General features: G+C 66.1%; 14 protein-coding genes. 7 read left to right on the top strand and 7 right to left on the bottom strand.

The annotated features are described in order from the left end of the window. Positions 1 to 19 precede the first annotated feature (19 nt). On the top strand, positions 20 to 1,345 hold the full coding sequence (gene rimO / locus JQ617_RS06700) for a 30S ribosomal protein S12 methylthiotransferase RimO (RefSeq protein ID WP_145659978.1): 1,326 nt from the start codon (positions 20 to 22) through the stop codon (positions 1,343 to 1,345). Between the two features lie 92 nt (positions 1,346 to 1,437). Here the strand turns inward: rimO and JQ617_RS06695 are convergent, their stop codons facing one another. Then, the gene (locus tag JQ617_RS06695) at positions 1,438 to 1,680 is read right to left on the bottom strand and encodes a hypothetical protein (protein WP_212025325.1); all 243 of its coding nucleotides are present in this window, start codon (positions 1,678 to 1,680) and stop codon (positions 1,438 to 1,440) included. Between the two features lie 166 nt (positions 1,681 to 1,846). Beyond that, positions 1,847 to 2,788: a hypothetical protein gene (locus JQ617_RS06690; protein WP_063683444.1), complete on the bottom strand. Its 942-nt coding sequence runs from the start codon at positions 2,786 to 2,788 to the stop codon at positions 1,847 to 1,849. 162 nt (positions 2,789 to 2,950) lie between these two features. Here JQ617_RS06690 and JQ617_RS06685 point away from each other — a divergent pair, with 162 nt between their 5' ends. Further along, the gene (locus tag JQ617_RS06685; RefSeq protein WP_349630596.1) at positions 2,951 to 4,060 is read left to right on the top strand and encodes a tetratricopeptide repeat protein; all 1,110 of its coding nucleotides are present in this window, start codon (positions 2,951 to 2,953) and stop codon (positions 4,058 to 4,060) included. A 290-nt stretch (positions 4,061 to 4,350) separates the two neighbouring features. Beyond that, positions 4,351 to 5,547 (top strand): acetylornithine transaminase, encoded by a 1,197-nt coding sequence (locus JQ617_RS06680; RefSeq protein ID WP_212025323.1) that lies wholly within the window; start codon positions 4,351 to 4,353, stop codon positions 5,545 to 5,547. 169 nt (positions 5,548 to 5,716) lie between these two features. Here JQ617_RS06680 and JQ617_RS06675 read toward each other — a convergent pair whose 3' ends face one another. The 3 genes from JQ617_RS06675 to pcsA all read right to left on the bottom strand — a co-directional run bounded on the left by JQ617_RS06675 (position 5,717) and on the right by pcsA (position 8,266). Beyond that, positions 5,717 to 6,691, bottom strand: a complete 975-nt coding sequence (locus JQ617_RS06675) for a quinone oxidoreductase family protein (protein WP_145659986.1) — start codon at positions 6,689 to 6,691, stop codon at positions 5,717 to 5,719. A 76-nt stretch (positions 6,692 to 6,767) separates the two neighbouring features. Continuing rightward, positions 6,768 to 7,502: a TerC family protein gene (locus JQ617_RS06670; RefSeq protein ID WP_212025321.1), complete on the bottom strand. Its 735-nt coding sequence runs from the start codon at positions 7,500 to 7,502 to the stop codon at positions 6,768 to 6,770. Next, a complete protein-coding gene (pcsA, locus tag JQ617_RS06665) occupies positions 7,499 to 8,266 on the bottom strand; it encodes a phosphatidylcholine synthase (protein ID WP_212025319.1) in 768 nt (255 codons plus the stop codon). Before pcsA ends, JQ617_RS06670 begins: the two co-directional genes overlap by 4 nt. An 87-nt stretch (positions 8,267 to 8,353) precedes the next feature. Between pcsA and JQ617_RS06660 the strand changes: the two genes are divergently transcribed. Beyond that, positions 8,354 to 9,538 carry a UbiH/UbiF family hydroxylase gene (locus JQ617_RS06660; protein ID WP_212025317.1) on the top strand — a complete coding sequence of 395 codons (1,185 nt, stop codon included), beginning with the start codon at positions 8,354 to 8,356 and terminating at the stop codon, positions 9,536 to 9,538. Between the two features lie 242 nt (positions 9,539 to 9,780). On the opposite strand, the gene JQ617_RS06655 is transcribed toward JQ617_RS06660, so the two are convergent. Continuing rightward, positions 9,781 to 10,734: an AEC family transporter gene (locus JQ617_RS06655; protein WP_063683436.1), complete on the bottom strand. Its 954-nt coding sequence runs from the start codon at positions 10,732 to 10,734 to the stop codon at positions 9,781 to 9,783. Positions 10,735 to 10,840: 106 nt separating this feature from the next. On the opposite strand from JQ617_RS06655, the gene hspQ reads away from it, so the two are divergent. Then, a complete protein-coding gene (gene hspQ, locus JQ617_RS06650; RefSeq protein ID WP_063683435.1) occupies positions 10,841 to 11,173 on the top strand; it encodes a heat shock protein HspQ in 333 nt (110 codons plus the stop codon). Positions 11,174 to 11,250: 77 nt separating this feature from the next. Here hspQ and JQ617_RS06645 read toward each other — a convergent pair whose 3' ends face one another. Beyond that, complete coding sequence (locus JQ617_RS06645; RefSeq protein ID WP_212025315.1) at positions 11,251 to 12,075, bottom strand: invasion associated locus B family protein; 825 nt, start codon at positions 12,073 to 12,075, stop codon at positions 11,251 to 11,253. Positions 12,076 to 12,335: 260 nt separating this feature from the next. Between JQ617_RS06645 and JQ617_RS06640 the strand changes: the two genes are divergently transcribed. After that, positions 12,336 to 14,180 (top strand): extracellular solute-binding protein, encoded by a 1,845-nt coding sequence (locus JQ617_RS06640; RefSeq protein WP_212025985.1) that lies wholly within the window; start codon positions 12,336 to 12,338, stop codon positions 14,178 to 14,180. Between the two features lie 4 nt (positions 14,181 to 14,184). Then, on the top strand, positions 14,185 to 15,687 hold the full coding sequence (locus JQ617_RS06635; RefSeq protein ID WP_063683432.1) for a class I adenylate-forming enzyme family protein: 1,503 nt from the start codon (positions 14,185 to 14,187) through the stop codon (positions 15,685 to 15,687). Positions 15,688 to 15,707: the final 20 nt, after the last annotated feature.

Genomic DNA, 15,707 nt, shown 5'->3' with positions numbered 1-15,707 from the left:
CAATCAGGCAGATTTGGATATGGATCAGACGGCTGCGCCCAAGGTCAGCTTCGTGTCGCTCGGGTGTCCCAAGGCATTGGTGGATTCCGAGCGCATTATCACGCGCCTGCGCGCCGAAGGCTACGAGCTCGCGCGCAAGCACGACGGGGCCGACATCGTCATCGTCAACACCTGCGGCTTCCTCGACAGCGCCAAGCAGGAATCGCTCTCGGCGATCGGCGAGGCCATGGCCGAGAACGGCAAGGTGATCGTGACCGGCTGCATGGGCGCCGAGCCCGAGCAGATCGAGCAGGCCTATCCCGGCGTGCTCTCCATCACCGGCCCGCAGCAATATGAGAGCGTGCTCGACGCCGTGCACCGCGCGCTGCCGCCGGCGCACAATCCGCATCTCGACCTGGTGCCGCCGCAGGGCATCAAGCTGACGCCGCGCCACTACGCCTATTTGAAGATCTCCGAGGGCTGCAACAACCGCTGCACCTTCTGCATCATCCCGAAGCTGCGCGGCGACCTCGTCTCGCGCCCGGCCAATGACGTGCTGCGCGAAGCCGAGCGCCTGGTCGGCGCCGGCGTGAAAGAGCTGCTGGTGATCTCGCAGGACACCTCGGCCTACGGCGTCGACCTCAAATACGCCGAGAGCCCGTGGAAGGACCGCCAGGTCCGCGCCAGATTCCTCGACCTCGCCCGCGAGCTCGGCGAACTCGGGGCCTGGGTACGGCTGCAATACGTCTACCCCTACCCGCATGTCGACGAGGTCATCGCGCTGATGAACGAGGGCAAGGTGCTGCCTTATCTCGACATCCCGTTCCAGCATGCGAGCCCCGAGGTGCTGAAGGCGATGAAGCGCCCGGCCGCGCAGGACAAGACGCTGGCGCGGATCAAGCGCTGGCGCGAGGAATGCCCGGATCTCGCTTTGCGCTCGACCTTCATCGTCGGCTTCCCCGGCGAGACCGATGCCGACTTCGCCTATCTGCTCGACTGGCTCGACGAGGCCGAGATCGATCGGCTCGGCTGCTTCAAATACGAGCCGGTTGCGGGCGCCACCTCGAACGCGATCGAGAACCCGGTGCCGGAAGAGGTCAAGCAGGAGCGCTACAACGCGCTGATGGCCCGCCAGCAGAAGATCTCCGCGCGCAGGCTGAAGCGCAAGGTCGGTACGCGCCAGCAGATCATCATCGACGAGGTCGGCCCCACCGTGGCCAAGGGCCGCTCCAAGGCCGATGCGCCGGAGATCGACGGCGCAGTATATCTCTCCAGCCGGCGCCCCCTGCGCGTCGGCGAGATCGTCACGGCGAAGATCGAACGCGCCGATCAGTATGATCTGCACGGCAGCGTCGCCGGATTCTAGCCCGCGACGAACGGTCTCGATACCGGGTCGGCGAAGCCGGCCCGATGTCTCTCGGCCATTGAGATGTCTGCCCGTGGGTTTTACGGCGCCGGCTAGTGCTTCATCGCCACGCAGGGCCCGTATTGCCGACGCTGGCCGGGACCAACGACGCCGCTCGAGCTGACATTGCTTCCGCCCGTGATCTTCCTGGCCTTGCCGGGACCGCATTCGACGTAGACGACCTGCCCCGGGCCGAGCTGCCCGGGAGGCGGCTCGGACTTCATCACCGTTTGCGCCAGGGCGGCATGTGACGTGAGAACGAACGCAGCCAACACACTCAATCGAAGAATTTTCACCGCAATCTCCCCCAAAGAAAAACGGCGGCAGGATAGCGGCTGGAACATAATCCACAAGTAGACGGCACGGATTCCTGCAATCGGAAACCGCGATGACGCCACGGCCTGGCGGAACGCACGATGAGCTAGCTGGGCGGGCGAGAGAACGAGAAACCGGCAGGCGCCGTCACGCCAGCCATTTCGGCACCCAGCGCTCCGGGCGCGGGGCGCGGGCGAGATCGGCCTTCGCCTCGGCGAGCAGCGCCGGCTCGCCGTCGATGGTCGGGTGCACGTCGTATTCGAAGCTCGGCATGACGCGGCCGTCGGCATAGAGGCCGAATTTCATCGCGTACCACAGCCCGAGCTCGGGCTGGGCGCGGCGCATCTCCTCGCGCAGGTCGCGCAGCAGCGATTCGATCGAGGCCGCTTCCTCGAACGGCTGCGGGCCGCGCGAGAGCACGCGGGCCTCATACTGCTTGCCGACGATCGCGATCTCGAAATGCGTCTTGTCCCAGGGCTTCTTGCCCTTCGGCAGATGCGCGGCGAGCCGCCAGCCGAGCTCGGCCATCAGGCGATGATTGGCCCAATAATCCTCGCGGTCCCTGCTCCATTTTTCCACGAAGCCGCGGAAGTCCGGAAGCTCGGATGCGCCGTCATCGCAGGCCGCCTTGTCGCCGGCTGGCTGCCCGGCGAGCCATTGCGCGAGCTCGACCGTCTGGCACTCGACATCCTCGTGCGGACGCAGATCGCTCCACGCGCTGTCGAAGGCTTGCGAGGTGAGTTTGGTCAGCAAGGCGTCGAGGCTCGGCGCGAGCAGCTCGTAGTCGCCTTCCGATCCCAGCCCGACGATCGGCGGATTGTCGCGGTCGAGACCGGCGCCATACCAGCCGCCGACGGCCGAGCCATCAGGCAGGCGCATGAACAGCGAAAACCGGTCGCGCAACGGGCTGCCGTCGACGATCGGCGCGGAATCGGAGAACTGGCCTTGCAGGGAGAAGCAGCCGACGCTGCCCCAGGGGCGCCCCTTGAGCCAGCCGGCAAAGTCGACCAGCAGCGGTGGTGCTTCGATTCCCGGCGGAAACGCGCCGCGAATGCTGTCGAGGTCGATCGGGTAAGGGGTATCGGACAAGGCTGAAAACTGTCTGGTTGGTCCCGCCATTCTTGGTCTCGACCGTTCGGCGTCCGGTTCGAACCAATATGCGTCCCTTGATCACAAACGCGCTAGAGGCTCAATGGTTTCTACGCGACGATCGATGAAAAACAATCACAAGGTTGGTATCCGAGGCGGACTGTGCGCGATTGGCACAGCATTGATTCTGCTTTCGCTTCCCGCCGCCGCCCAATCCCCTCACCTGCGCAGGCGCGGCAATGGTGCTTCGGCACCAGCGGCATCGATGACGACCAGCGCCTCGCCGGCTGCTCGATGGTGCTGCGGGCCGATCCGTCCAACGAACGGGCGCTTGCCAATCGCGGCGAGACCTTTCGGCGCAGGGGCGAGACGGAGCGCGCCTTGGCCGACCTCAACCGCGCCATCGACCTCGATCCCAAGGACGCCATCGCCTGGTACAATCGCGGAATTACCTATGACGATCTCGGCGATCGCGATCATGCCATCGTCGACTATACGGGCGCGATCCGGCTCAAGCCCGGCGATTCGCGCTACTACAACAACCGCGGCAACTCCTACATCGGCAAAGACGACTACGCGCATGCGCTCGCCGATTACGATCAGGCCATCAAGCTCGATCCGAAATTCGCATTGGCCTATTACAACCGCGGCACGGCCTATCGCGAGCACGGCGAGGCCGACCGCGCGCTCGCCGATTTCGACATGTCGATCAAGCTCGACCCGAATTACGGCAAGGCCTATGGCAATCGCGCGCGGATCTATCGCGATCGCGGCGACCGAGCCCGGGCACTCGCCGATTTCGGCAAGTCGCTTCAGCTCTCCCCGAACAACGACCTCGATTTCTATGCGCGCGCGAGCATGTATTTCGATACGCACGATTACGCGCTGGCTCTCGCGGATTACGACCGCGCCATCCAGGCCAATCCGATCTATTCCGGCGTGTTCAATTCGCGCTGCATGACGCGAGCGATCCTCGGGCGCCTGCAGGAGGCGCTGGCCGATTGCGAGCAGTCGCTGCGGATGGCGCCCAACGATCCCTATACGCTCGACAGCCGCGCCCTCGCCTACCTCAAGCTCGGCAATCTCGACGCGGCGATCGCCGACTATGACGCAGCGCTGAACGCAAAGCCGCAGCTCGACAGCTCGCTTTACGGCCGCGGGCTTGCGAAGCGGAAGAAGGGCGACACTGAAGGCGCCGAGCGGGACATCGCAGCGGCAAAAGCGATCAATCCCGGCATCGCCGAAGCGTTCGCGCATTACGGCGTCGAGTGATCCTCCCGCCTCGCATGGCGGGCCGCTGGCGAAACGCCCGCTTGACAAGGCCTGGCATTCGGCTGTAGGGACGCGCCCCATGATCAACTCTCGGACCAACCGCCGCGCAACTTTCCGTCGTCGCACCCGCGACGATGATGGGTTGCGCCATGTCCGACGACGCCGCTGAAGCACTAGAATTCAGCCAGTTTTCGAGAAGGCCGCACCCGCAAAGTGCGGCCTTCTTGCTTTTCCGCGTCCTTTTTCCACCCCGCCGACCAGATCTTCCTACCCTAAAAGAGGAGTTCGACATGACCACCGCCACGCATCCGTATGACGCGCTGATGGACATCACCGCACGGCCCAAGGCCGTGTTCGTCCGCGGTGCCGGCTCCTACCTCTGGGACGATGGTCGCAAGCGCTATCTCGATTTCGTGCAGGGCTGGGCCGTCAACTGCCTCGGCCACTCCCCGCCCGGGATTGCGGATGCGCTTGCAGCCCAGGCCAAGCGGCTGCTGACGCCGAGCCCGGCTTTCTACAACGAGCCGAGCCTCAAGCTCGCGCAGGCGCTGGTCGCAAACAGCGCCTTCGACCAGGTGTTCTTTGCCAATTCGGGGGCGGAAGCCAACGAGGGCGCGATCAAGCTCGCGCGGAAATATGGCAGCCTGCACAGGAACGGCGCGTTCGAGATCATCAGCTTCGAGGGCGGCTTCCACGGAAGGACGCTGGCGACGATGTCGGCCTCGGGCAAGAAGGCATTCGAGCCGCTGTTCGAGCCGAAAGTGTCGGGCTTCAAGAAGGCGAAGCTGAACGACATCGCCTCGGTCGAGAAGCTGATCAACGCCAACACCGTCGCCGTGATGCTCGAGCCGATCCAGGGTGAGTCAGGCGTGTGGCCCGCGACCGATCAGTTCCTGAAGGAGTTGCGGGCGCTGACCGATGCGCACGGCCTGCTGCTCATTTTCGACGAGATCCAGACCGGCATGGGCCGGACCGGAAAGCTCTTCCACTATGAGCACACGGGGATCTCGCCCGACATCATGACGCTCGGCAAGGGCATCGGCGGCGGCGTGCCGCTCGCAGCGCTGCTTGCGACCGAACGCGCCTCCTGCTTCGAGCACGGCGACCAGGGCGGCACGTTCAACGGCAACCCGATCATGTGCGCGGCGGGCCTTGCGGTGCTGGAGGAAGTCGGCAAGCCCGACTTCCTGAAACAGGTGGCCGAGACCGGCCTGCTGCTCGAAAGCGAGCTGCAGAAGGTCTCGGCACGGCACGGGCTCGGCGGCGTGCGGGGACGCGGCTTGCTGCTCGCGCTCGACCTCAAGCTGCCGATCGCACCAGGCATCGTCGCGCAGGCGTTCGAGGCCGGTGTGCTCCTGAACGCGCCGCAGGTCGACACGCTGCGTTTCATGCCGGCGCTGAACGTGACGCGCGCCGAGATCGCCGAGATGATCGATTGTCTCGACGCGATCTTGACGAAGGCGGGCGCGGCACGGCGGGTGGCGTAAGAGCGGTCTCGTGCCCCGGACGCAGCGCAGCGCCCCTTCGGCGGTGCGCTGCAGAGCCGGGGCCCATCCCTCCGCAGTGTCCCGTGTCGCTTTCTGGGTCCCGGCTCTGCGCAGCAGCGTGAGAACGCTGCAGCGCGTCCGGGACACCAAAGCGATGACGACGGAATATCTACGGCTTCAAGATCGACGCGCCCGTGGTCTTGCGGCTCTCGAGATCGATATGCGCCTTCGCGGCATCCTTCAGCGCGTAGGCGTGGTTGATCGGCACGTGCAGCTTGCCGTTGATGACGGCCGCGAACAGCGTGTCGGCGCCTTCGAGCAGCTCCTTGCGCGTGCCGATATAGTCGTTGAGCTTCGGGCGGGTCGCGAACAGCGAGCCGTGGTTGTTGAGCTCGGCGATCGAGAACGGCGGCACGGGGCCCGAGGCATTGCCGAACGAGACGAACATGCCGCGCGGCTTCAGGCAGGACAGCGAGCCCGGGAAGGTCGCCTTGCCGACGCCGTCATAGACCACGTCGCAGCCCTCGTTGCGGCTGATCTGCTTCACGCGCGCGACGAAGTCCTCCTCGTTGTAGAGGATGACGTGGTCGCAGCCATTGGCTTCGGCAAGCTCCGCCTTCTCGCGCGAGCCGACGGTGCCGATGACATGCGCCCCGAGCGCCCTCGCCCATTGGCATGCGAGCAGCCCGATGCCGCCGGCCGCGGCGTGGATCAGCACGCGGTGATGCGGCTCGACCTTGAAGGTCTTGTGCAGGAGATACCAGACCGTCAGCCCCTTCAGCATCAGCACGGCGCCCTGCTCGTGGGTGATGTGGTCGGGCAGCTTGACCAGCTTCTCCCAGGGCATGTTGCGCTCGCCGGTATAGGCGCCGAGATTGTGGTAGTAGGCGACGCGGTCGCCGGGATGGAAATTCGTGACGCCCGGCCCGACCGCCGTGACCTCGCCCGAGGCCTCGTTGCCGGCGATGAAGGGCAGCCCCGGCGCCTTGTACAGGCCGGTGCGGTAGTAGACGTCGATGAAGTTCAGCCCGACCGCATGCTGGCGGATGCGCACCTCGCCGGGGCCGGGCGCCGGAACCTCGACGCTCTCATAGACCAGGGCTTCGGGGCCTCCGACCTTGTGCACACGGACGGCTTTGGTCATCACCTGACCTCCTCTTCTCCAAGGCGGAGCGAAAAACATCGCGCCCGCCTTGTCAACTCAGCGCCCGCAGGAACGCCTAAACCGACGGCTTGCTCGCCTTCCTGCGGTTGCGCTTGGCCAGCACGTTGAAGAATTCCACGGCGGCCGAGAACGCAATTGCGAAATAGATGTAGCCGCGCGGAATGTGGAATCTGAATCCATCCGCGACCAGCGCGACGCCGATCAGCACCAGGAAGGCCAGCGCCAGCATTTTCGTGGTCGGATGCTCGGCGACGAATCGCGACACCGGCCCGGACGAAATGTACATGATCAGGCAGGCGATCACGACGGCCGCGATCATGATCTCGATGTCCTGCGCCATGCCGATCGCGGTGATGATCGAGTCCAGCGAGAACACGATGTCGATGACGATGATCTGGACGATCACCCAGAAGAACGCGCTGCCGCCGGACTTCTGACCGGCCTCGCCGTCCTCGGCCTCGACCTCGGCATGGATCTCGTGCGTCGCCTTCGCGATCAGGAACAGACCGCCGCCGATCAGGATCAGGTCGCGCCAGGAGAAGGCATAATCCGAGAACGAGAACACCGGTGCGGTCAGGCCGATCAGCCAGACCAGCACGCTGAGCAGGAGGATGCGGAAGACCAGCGCCAGCGCGAGGCCGATCTGGCGGGCGCGGTTCGCCTGCGGCGCCGGGATGCGCGAGACGATCACCGACAGGAAGATGACGTTGTCGATGCCGAGCACGATCTCGAGCGCAGTCAGTGTGAGAAGAGCGGCCCAGGCCTCGGGGCTGGTGACCAGATGCATCATGCGAAGGATCTTGCGAGGCGGATCAACGCATCGCTGAAACTGATCCAGAGCGCGATCGCGCACATCGCGAGGGTCACGCCAGCGCCGACGCCGAAATCCATCCGCAGCGTGTAGAGCGCCAGCACCGCCCAGAGCGCCATCAGCGACATCGTCAGCCAGCGCAGCCGCACGACGCGTACCGGATGCAGCACGTGGAACGGTACGAAGGTCAGCACGACCAGGGCCGCGACCAGCAGCGTCGACCAGAGCGGCGGCCAGTGCAGCAGGAACAGGTAGAACGCCGCCGCGTTCCACAGTGCCGGAAAGCCGCGGAAATGATTGTCGTCCGCCTTCATGCGCAGATCGGCGAAATATAGTGCGCTGGTGACGATGATGGCGACGCCGAGCAAGGGCGCGGCGACCGGCAGCAGCAGCCCGCTCGCCACGATCGCATAGGCCGGCACGAACACGTAGGTGACGAAGTCGACCACGAGATCGAGCACGTCGCCCGACCAGTTCGGCTGCACGTCCTTGACGTTGAGCCGGCGCGCGATCGGACCGTCGATCGCGTCGATGATCAGCGCGATGCCCAGCCATTGAAACATCGCCGCCCAGTGCTCGCGCACGGCCTCCAGCATCGCCAACAGCGCGATGGCCGCACCGAACGCGGTGAAGACGTGCACCGAGAACGCCGCGGCACGGATCGCGGGGGTCGGCTTCAGGGAATCCTCTTGGCTGTCCATGACTTCTGCTATCAGAACGGGGCCGGTTTGCACATAAGCCATTCCGGCGCGCCATCGCACAATTCGCCATAAAACCTAGGCAAAATAGGTGGGCTTGAATTTACTGCGGAGCGTGTCATTTGTCGTTCCATGACAGACGCATCGACACTGTTTGACACGGCCGTGATCGGCGGCGGACCAGCCGGGCTCGCGGCGGCCATCGCATTGGCGCAGACGGGCGCACGGACCGCGCTGGTGGCGCGGCGGCTGCCCTATGCCGACAACCGCACCACCGCGCTGCTGGGCGCCTCCGTCGATCTGCTCGAAGGCCTCGACGTCTGGCCGCGCTGCAGAGACAAGGCGGCCGCGCTCGAGGTGATGCGGCTCGTCGACGACACCGGCCGGCTGTTCCGTAGCCCCGAGGTCCGGTTCTCCTGTCACGAAATCGGGCTCGACGCTTTCGGCTACAACATCGACAACCGCTCGCTGATGCTGGCGCTGGAAGAGCGCGCCGCCGAGCTGCCCGGCATCGTCCGTTTCGACGACGAGGCCGAGAGCGTCGTCATCGAGGCCGGCGACGTCGCGATCCGCACCGCCTCCGCGCAATTCCTCTCGGCCCGCCTCGTGGTCGGCGCCGACGGCCGGCATTCGCTGTGCCGGGAGGCGGCCGGCATTGCGGTGACGCGGCGGGATCTGTCGCAGACCGCGCTGACCTTCAACGTCGGCCACATCAGGCCGCATCGCAACGTCTCGACCGAGTTCCACACACCCCACGGTCCCTGCGTGTTCGTGCCCCTGCCCGGCAACCGCTCCAGCATCGTCTGGGTCGCGGCCCCTGGGGACGCCGAGCGGCTGCGCGGCCTCAGCGACGAAGAGCTGTCCGCCGCGATCGAGAAGCAGTCGCATTCGATCCTGGGACGCATGACGGTGGAGCCGGGGCGCAACCTGTTTCCGCTGGCGATCGAGCGTCCGAAATCGTTCGGCCGCGACCGGGTCGCGCTGGTCGGGGAAGCCGCCCATGTGGTCCCGCCGATCGGCGCGCAGGGCCTCAATCTCGGCCTGCGCGACGCCGCCGACATCGCGCGGCTCGCGGGCGAAGCCATCGCGGCCGGCGAAGATCCCGGCTCAGACGAGGTGCTCAAGCGCTACGACCGGGCGCGGCGTCCGGACATCCTGAGCCGCACCTTCGCGATCGACATCGCCAACCGATCCCTGCTCAACGACTTCCTGCCGCTGCAGCCGGTCCGCGCCGTCGGCATGCACCTGCTCGGCGCCATCGGCCCGCTCCGGCGCTTCGCCATGCGCGAGGGGCTGACGCCGACCTGGCGAAGGTAAGCTTGAACGGCGTTAGGTAGAACGGCTTCGCCGCGGACTCGGGTGCAACCTCTCCCGCTTGCGGGGGAGGTCGGCGCGAAGCGCCGGGTGGGGGCTCTGTCCGCTTGGGGACTTTCTCCGCAGACCTCAGATCATCCCGACGCGGAGAGACCCCCTCCCCAACCCTCCCCCGCAAGCGGGAGAGGGAGCGCACCTGACGCGCTGCAAGCAGCGAATTCCAATCCCGTTACGCGCCACCTGCCTCACGGAAACGCCAGCCGTCCGGTCTGGAGCAGCCACATCACGGTGGTCAGCGTGACCACCGAACCAAACGTCCCAAGCAGCACGGCGACGGAGGCGGATTCGATCCAGGCATCGTTCTGCCTTGCGATGACGAACACGTTCAGCGCCGGCGGCAGCGAGGCCATCAGCACGGCGGTCGCTGCCCAGGGCTGGGCGAACGGGCCGAACGCGAGCATCAGGCCGAACGCCGCAAGCGGATGAATCAGCAGCTTCACCGCGATCACACCGGGCACTTCCCACGGCACGCGGTCGAACGGACGCAGGGCCACGGTCACGCCAAGCACGAACAGCGCCGTCGGCGCGGCCGCGTTCTGGAGGAAGGTAATGGTGCGATCGAGTGCGACCGGCAGCTCGATATGCAGCGCCGCCACCGCCGCGCCGAAGCAGGCCGACATGATCAGCGGGTTGAGCACGATCTGCTTCAGCACGACGCCGAAGGCGTGCACGATCGAGGGATGGTCCCGATCCGACAGCTCGATCAGCAGCGGCACGATCGTGAACAGGAAGATGCTGTCGCAGCAGAAGATCAGCGCGGTCGGCGCGGCCGCCTTGGTCCCGAGCACGGCGAGCGCCAGCCCCGGTCCCATGTAGCCGATATTGCCGTAGCCGCCCGAGAGCCCTGCGAGCGTCGCCTCGCGCAAGGTCAGGCGTCCCAGCACCTTGCCGACGACCAGCGCGAGCGTGAACGCGACAACGGTCGACAATGTCGTCGCGATCAGGAACGGCGGGTTGTTCAGCTCCGCAAACGGCGTCTTCGACATGATCGCGAACAGCAGCGCCGGCAACGACACGTAGAGCAGGAAGAAGTTCATCCAGGCGAGGCCTGATTCCGGCAGCGATTTGACCTTGCCACAGGCAAACCCAACGAAGATCAAGCCAAAATAAGGTAGCGCCAGATTGAGGATATCGGCCATTGGTGAAGTGTTTTCTGAAGACCTGGGGGTTATCCGCCCAGCAGGCGAAGGTTAATTCCAGATCAGGGCACTAGCATCGGCCACAATCCTGGTCTATCGACGGGGGATGATTAAAGCGCGGACCGCCAAATTCCAGATCGGACAGGTCGTGCGCCACCGGATCTTCTCGTTCCGGGGCGTGATCTTCGACATCGATCCGGAATTCAACAACACCGAGGAGTGGTGGCTGTCCATTCCCGAGGAGGTGCGGCCCCACAAGGACCAGCCGTTCTACCACCTGCTCGCGGAGAACGCGGAGTCCGAGTACGTCGCCTACGTCTCCGAGCAGAACCTGGTGCCGGATGATTCCGGCGAGCCGATCCGGCATTCCCAGGTCGCCGAGATCTTCATCAAGAACAAGGATGGCGGCTACCGCCCGCGCAATCCCTCGCTGAACTGAAGTTTCGCCGCACAAAGGCGGCCAGCAAAAAAGGCGCTCTTGCGAGCGCCTTTTTCATGTCCGGGATTCGAGCCCGATTACTTCTGGCTGGTCGGCGCCGCGCCGGGGGCACCACCGCTCTGCTCGAGCTTCTTGCGCTGCTCGTCGGCCTTCTTCTGAAGCTCTTCCTGGAGCTTCTTCTGGGTTTCCTCGAACACCTTCGGATCGGTCGGCGGACCGTCATAGGCCTTCTGGAATTCGCCGGCGAGCGGCAGCGGCAGGGTCAGCGGCGCGCCATTGGCGTTGATCGCCTGAACAACGAGGTTCTGGCCCTTCTTCATGCTGTTGATGAGCTCGGGCGTGGCCTCGTAGTCCGACATGCAGCCGTTCTGGAAGCAGATCACGTAGGGCTGCTGCAGGGGCGCGTTGCTGTCCACGATGATGCGGGTGCCGTGCACGAGCTGCATGCCGAGCGGCAGCGTCACGCGCAGGATCTTCTTCGGTTCGCCTTCCGGCTCGATGATGACGGCGGCGATGACCGGCTGGCCCGACTCGATGCGGCCGTCCTTACCGGTGAAGCAGACCTGCTTGGCGTTGGCGTCCTGGCCCTTGAGGCAGAACTTGGTCCAGGGGGCGTAGATCAGCTGGATCTGCTGGTCTGCCGGCTGAGCCGCGCCCTGCTGCTGCGCCGGAGCGCCCTGAGCAGGAGCCGGCTGCGCGGGGGCCTGAGCGGCCGGCGCCGGAGCCTTGGGGGCAGCCTTCGGAGCGGCCTTAGGAGCCGCCTTGGGCGCTGCGGGCGCACCGGGGGCCGGCGCCGGGGTCTGGGCCTCGGCAGCAAACGGAACGACCAATGCCGTCGCCGTCAACAGGGCGAGAACTCGCCCGCGCGGCCGGACGGACGCGGCCAAATAACGGAAATTCATTGCAGAAAACCCTTTCTGAACGGGAAGCGCCCGAACCGCTCCGAAGCACCGAACCAAGCCGCCTTGGGCGCGGCTCTCTCCCCGTCAATTGAGGCAGATAAGTGACGGGCTCGACGCTCTTGCGCGATCGGGTGCCTTCTTAGCGTGGCCGACGAAAAGATCAATGCCGACAACCACGTTTGGCCACATCCGCAGGCGCGTCCGGTCAAATTCCCTGTGATAGGATTCAGGCCCGCCGGTCCTCGAATCAACGTGTGCCGATGTTCATGTTCCAGCGCCTCTTCGAGGGCCCCGGTCTCCGCCTCTGCGTCCTCGCCCTTGCGCTTGCGGCCGGGCTGTCGGCAGGCCCTGCGCGGGCCGAGGAGGCCCATGCCATCGCCATGCACGGCAAGCCGGCGATGCCCGCCGATTTCACCCACATGCCCTACGTCAATCCTGACGCCCGCAAGGGCGGCCGGCTGACCTGGGGCATTCTCGGAACCTTCGACAGTCTCAATCCCTTCATTGTGAAGGGATTGGCGGTGCAGCCGGTTCGCAACTACGTCGTCGAGAGCCTGCTCGCCCGCGGCCAGGACGAGCCGTTTACGCTCTACGGCCTGCTCGCCCGGACCGTCGAAACCGACGACGAGCGGTCCTTCGTCACGTTCCATATCGACCCGCGCGCGCGCTTCTCCGACGGCAAGCAGGTCACGGCCGAGGACGTGCTGTTCTCCTGGCAGCTGCTGCGCGACCACGGCCGTCCCAATCACCGGCAATATTACGGCAAGGTCGCGAAGGCCGAGGCAGCCGATCCCCTCACCGTCCGCTTCGACCTCGCAGGCGCCAACGATCGCGAGCTGCCGCTGATCCTCGGCCTGATGCCGATCCTGCCGAAGCATGCGGTCGACGTTGCGACCTTCGAGGAGACGTCGCTGGCGGCGCCGGTCGCCTCCGGCCCGTATCGCGTCACGGCCGTGAAACCGGGCGCCAGCGTCACGCTGACGCGCAATCCGGATTATTGGGGGCGCGATCTCGCCATCAATCGCGGGCTCTACAATTTCGACGAGATCAGGCTCGACTATTTTCGCGAGGCCAACGGGCAGTTCGAGGCGTTCAAGCGCGGCCTCTATGATTTCCGCGTCGAGCACGAACCGCTGCGCTGGCACGACGGCTACGATTTTCCGGCCGCCAGAAGCGGCGAGGTGATCCGCGACACCGTCAAGCCCGGCGTGCCGCAGCCGTCCGAATTCCTGGTCTTCAACACCCGCCGTCCGGTCTTCGCCGACATCAGGGTGCGGAAGGCCCTGACGCTGCTGTTCGACTTCGAGCTGGTCAACCGCAACTACTTTTTTGGCCTGTACTCACGCGTCGCCGGCTATTTCGCCGGCTCGGACCTGTCGGCTTATGGCAAACCCGCCGATGCGCGCGAGCGCGAGTTGCTAAAGCCCTTCGCCGCGCAGATCCCGTCCGACATCATGGAGGGCAGCTACCGCCTGCCCGTGACCGATGGTTCGGGCCGCGACCGCACGACGCTGCGCGCTGCGCTCAAGCTGCTGACGGAGGCCGGCTACGATCTCGACGGCACCGTGCTGCGCAAACGCACGACCAAGGCGCCATTCACCTTCGAGATCCTGGTCACCACCCGCGACCAGGAACGCATCGCGCTCGCCTTCCAGCGCGACCTCAAGCGCGCCGGCATCGAGGCCAGCGTGCGCGCGGTGGACCCCGTGCAATTCGACCAGCGCCGGCTCGGCTACGAGTTCGACATGATCCAGAACCGCTGGGACCAGTCGCTGTCGCCCGGCAACGAGCAGTATTTCTATTGGGGCAGCGCTGCCGCGGGCAATCCCGGCACCCGCAACTACATGGGCGCCAGGGATCCCGCCGTCGACGCCATGATCGGCGCCCTATTGGAGGCCCGTGAACATACGGATTTCGTCTCGGCAGTGCGCGCGCTCGACCGCGCCCTGATCGCCGGCTTCTACACAATCCCGCTGTTTAACGTATCCGAGCAATGGATCGCGCGCTGGAATCGGATAGAACGGCCAAAGGCTACCGCGTTGTCCGGCTACCTGCCGGAGACCTGGTGGTCGAAGGGTGAGCCTCAAGCGACGCAAACGAAGTGACGCCGTGAACCAGCAAGCCGTATCGCCGACGCTCGACACGCTGTTTCAGCGCACGCTGATGCGGCAGCCGCATGCGGCCGCCCTGCTCGATCCGCTCAACAAGGCGCGCATCACCGGGCATCAGCCGCGGCGGATGAGCTATGCCGAGGCCGATACCGCCATCGAGGCGCTGTCGGCCCATTTCGTCGAATCGGGCCTGCCGGCCAATTCCGTCATCGCGATCCAGCTCCCCAACACGGTCGAGTTCGTGCTCACCGTGCTCGCCGCCCATCGCGCCGGCCTCGTCGTCGCCGTGCTGCCGCTGCTGTGGCGGCACGCGGAGCTGACCGCGGCGCTGAACCGCACGGCGGCGCGTGCCATCGTCACCATGAGCACGGTCGACGGCGTCAGCTATGCCGACCTCGCGATGCACGCCGCGGCCGAGGCATTCTCGATCCGCCACGTCTTCGGCTTCGGAGCCAATCTGCCCGAAGGCATGGCCTCGCTCGACGACGTCCTGGCCCGCCCGCCGGGCACCACGCGCGCCGTGATCCAGGACGGCCGCAAGGCGGCGATGATCTCCTTCGACGTCACGGCGGAGGGCTTTCGCCCGGTGCCGCGGCCGCATTTCAGCCTGATCGCCGGCGCCCTGGCGATGTCGCTCGAAGCCGACATCAAGCAGGGCGCGACCGTGATGGCGGCGTTCACACCGATGTCGTTTGCGGGCCTCGCCTCCTCGCTCGGGGTGTGGCTGCTGTCGGGCGGCACGCTGGCGCTGCATCATCCGTTCGAGAACGACGTGCTGGAGCAGCAGATCAACGAGCACGAATGCGAGGTGCTGATCGCGCCGGCGCAGCTCGCGCTGCGGCTCGGCGATTCCGATCTCGCGGCGCGGTTGCCGAGCTTGCGCAACGTCGTCGGCCTGTGGCGCGCGCCGGAGCAGGTCGCGGCAAGCGATGCCTGGATCGCGCCGCATGCTCCGCTCACCGACATCTACCTGTTCGGCGAGGCCGGACTGTTCGGCGCCCGCCGTGGCGAGGACGGCATGCCGGTGCCCGTCATGCCAGGACCGCACGGTGCGCCGCGCGAACAGGCGGGCTCCTCGATCGCCGGCGAGATCCTGCTGACGCCGAAGGGCACGCTCGGGCTGCGCGGCGCGATGGTGCCGATCGCGGCTTACGCTCCGCCGCAGCCGGTCGGCGAGACGCTGACGGCGCAGCCGCCGCGCGACTATGTCGATACCGGCTATGCCGCGCGGCTCGACCGGCCGAGCGGGGCGATCTGCATCACCGCGCCGCCTTCCGGCATCATGGCGGTCGGCGGCTACCGTTTCCTCTCCAACGACCTGCAGGAATGGGCGCGCCGGCTCGGCCAGGGCGCCCTGCTCACCGCGCTGCCCGACCGGCTCTCGGGGCACCGGCTGGCAGGACGGGCCCAGGACAATGCCCGTGCCCGCGAGGCGCTCAGCGAGCTCGGGCTTAACCCTCTGATGGTCGAGGCTTTTCGCGACCGCTCCGGGCCGGCCTGAGCACAGTTTCGCAGGTTCCA

The organism is Bradyrhizobium sp. KB893862 SZCCT0404 (assembly GCF_018130885.1).
GTDB lineage: Bacteria > Pseudomonadota > Alphaproteobacteria > Rhizobiales > Xanthobacteraceae > Bradyrhizobium > Bradyrhizobium stylosanthis.
This window is presented reverse-complemented; position numbering and strand designations above follow the sequence as displayed.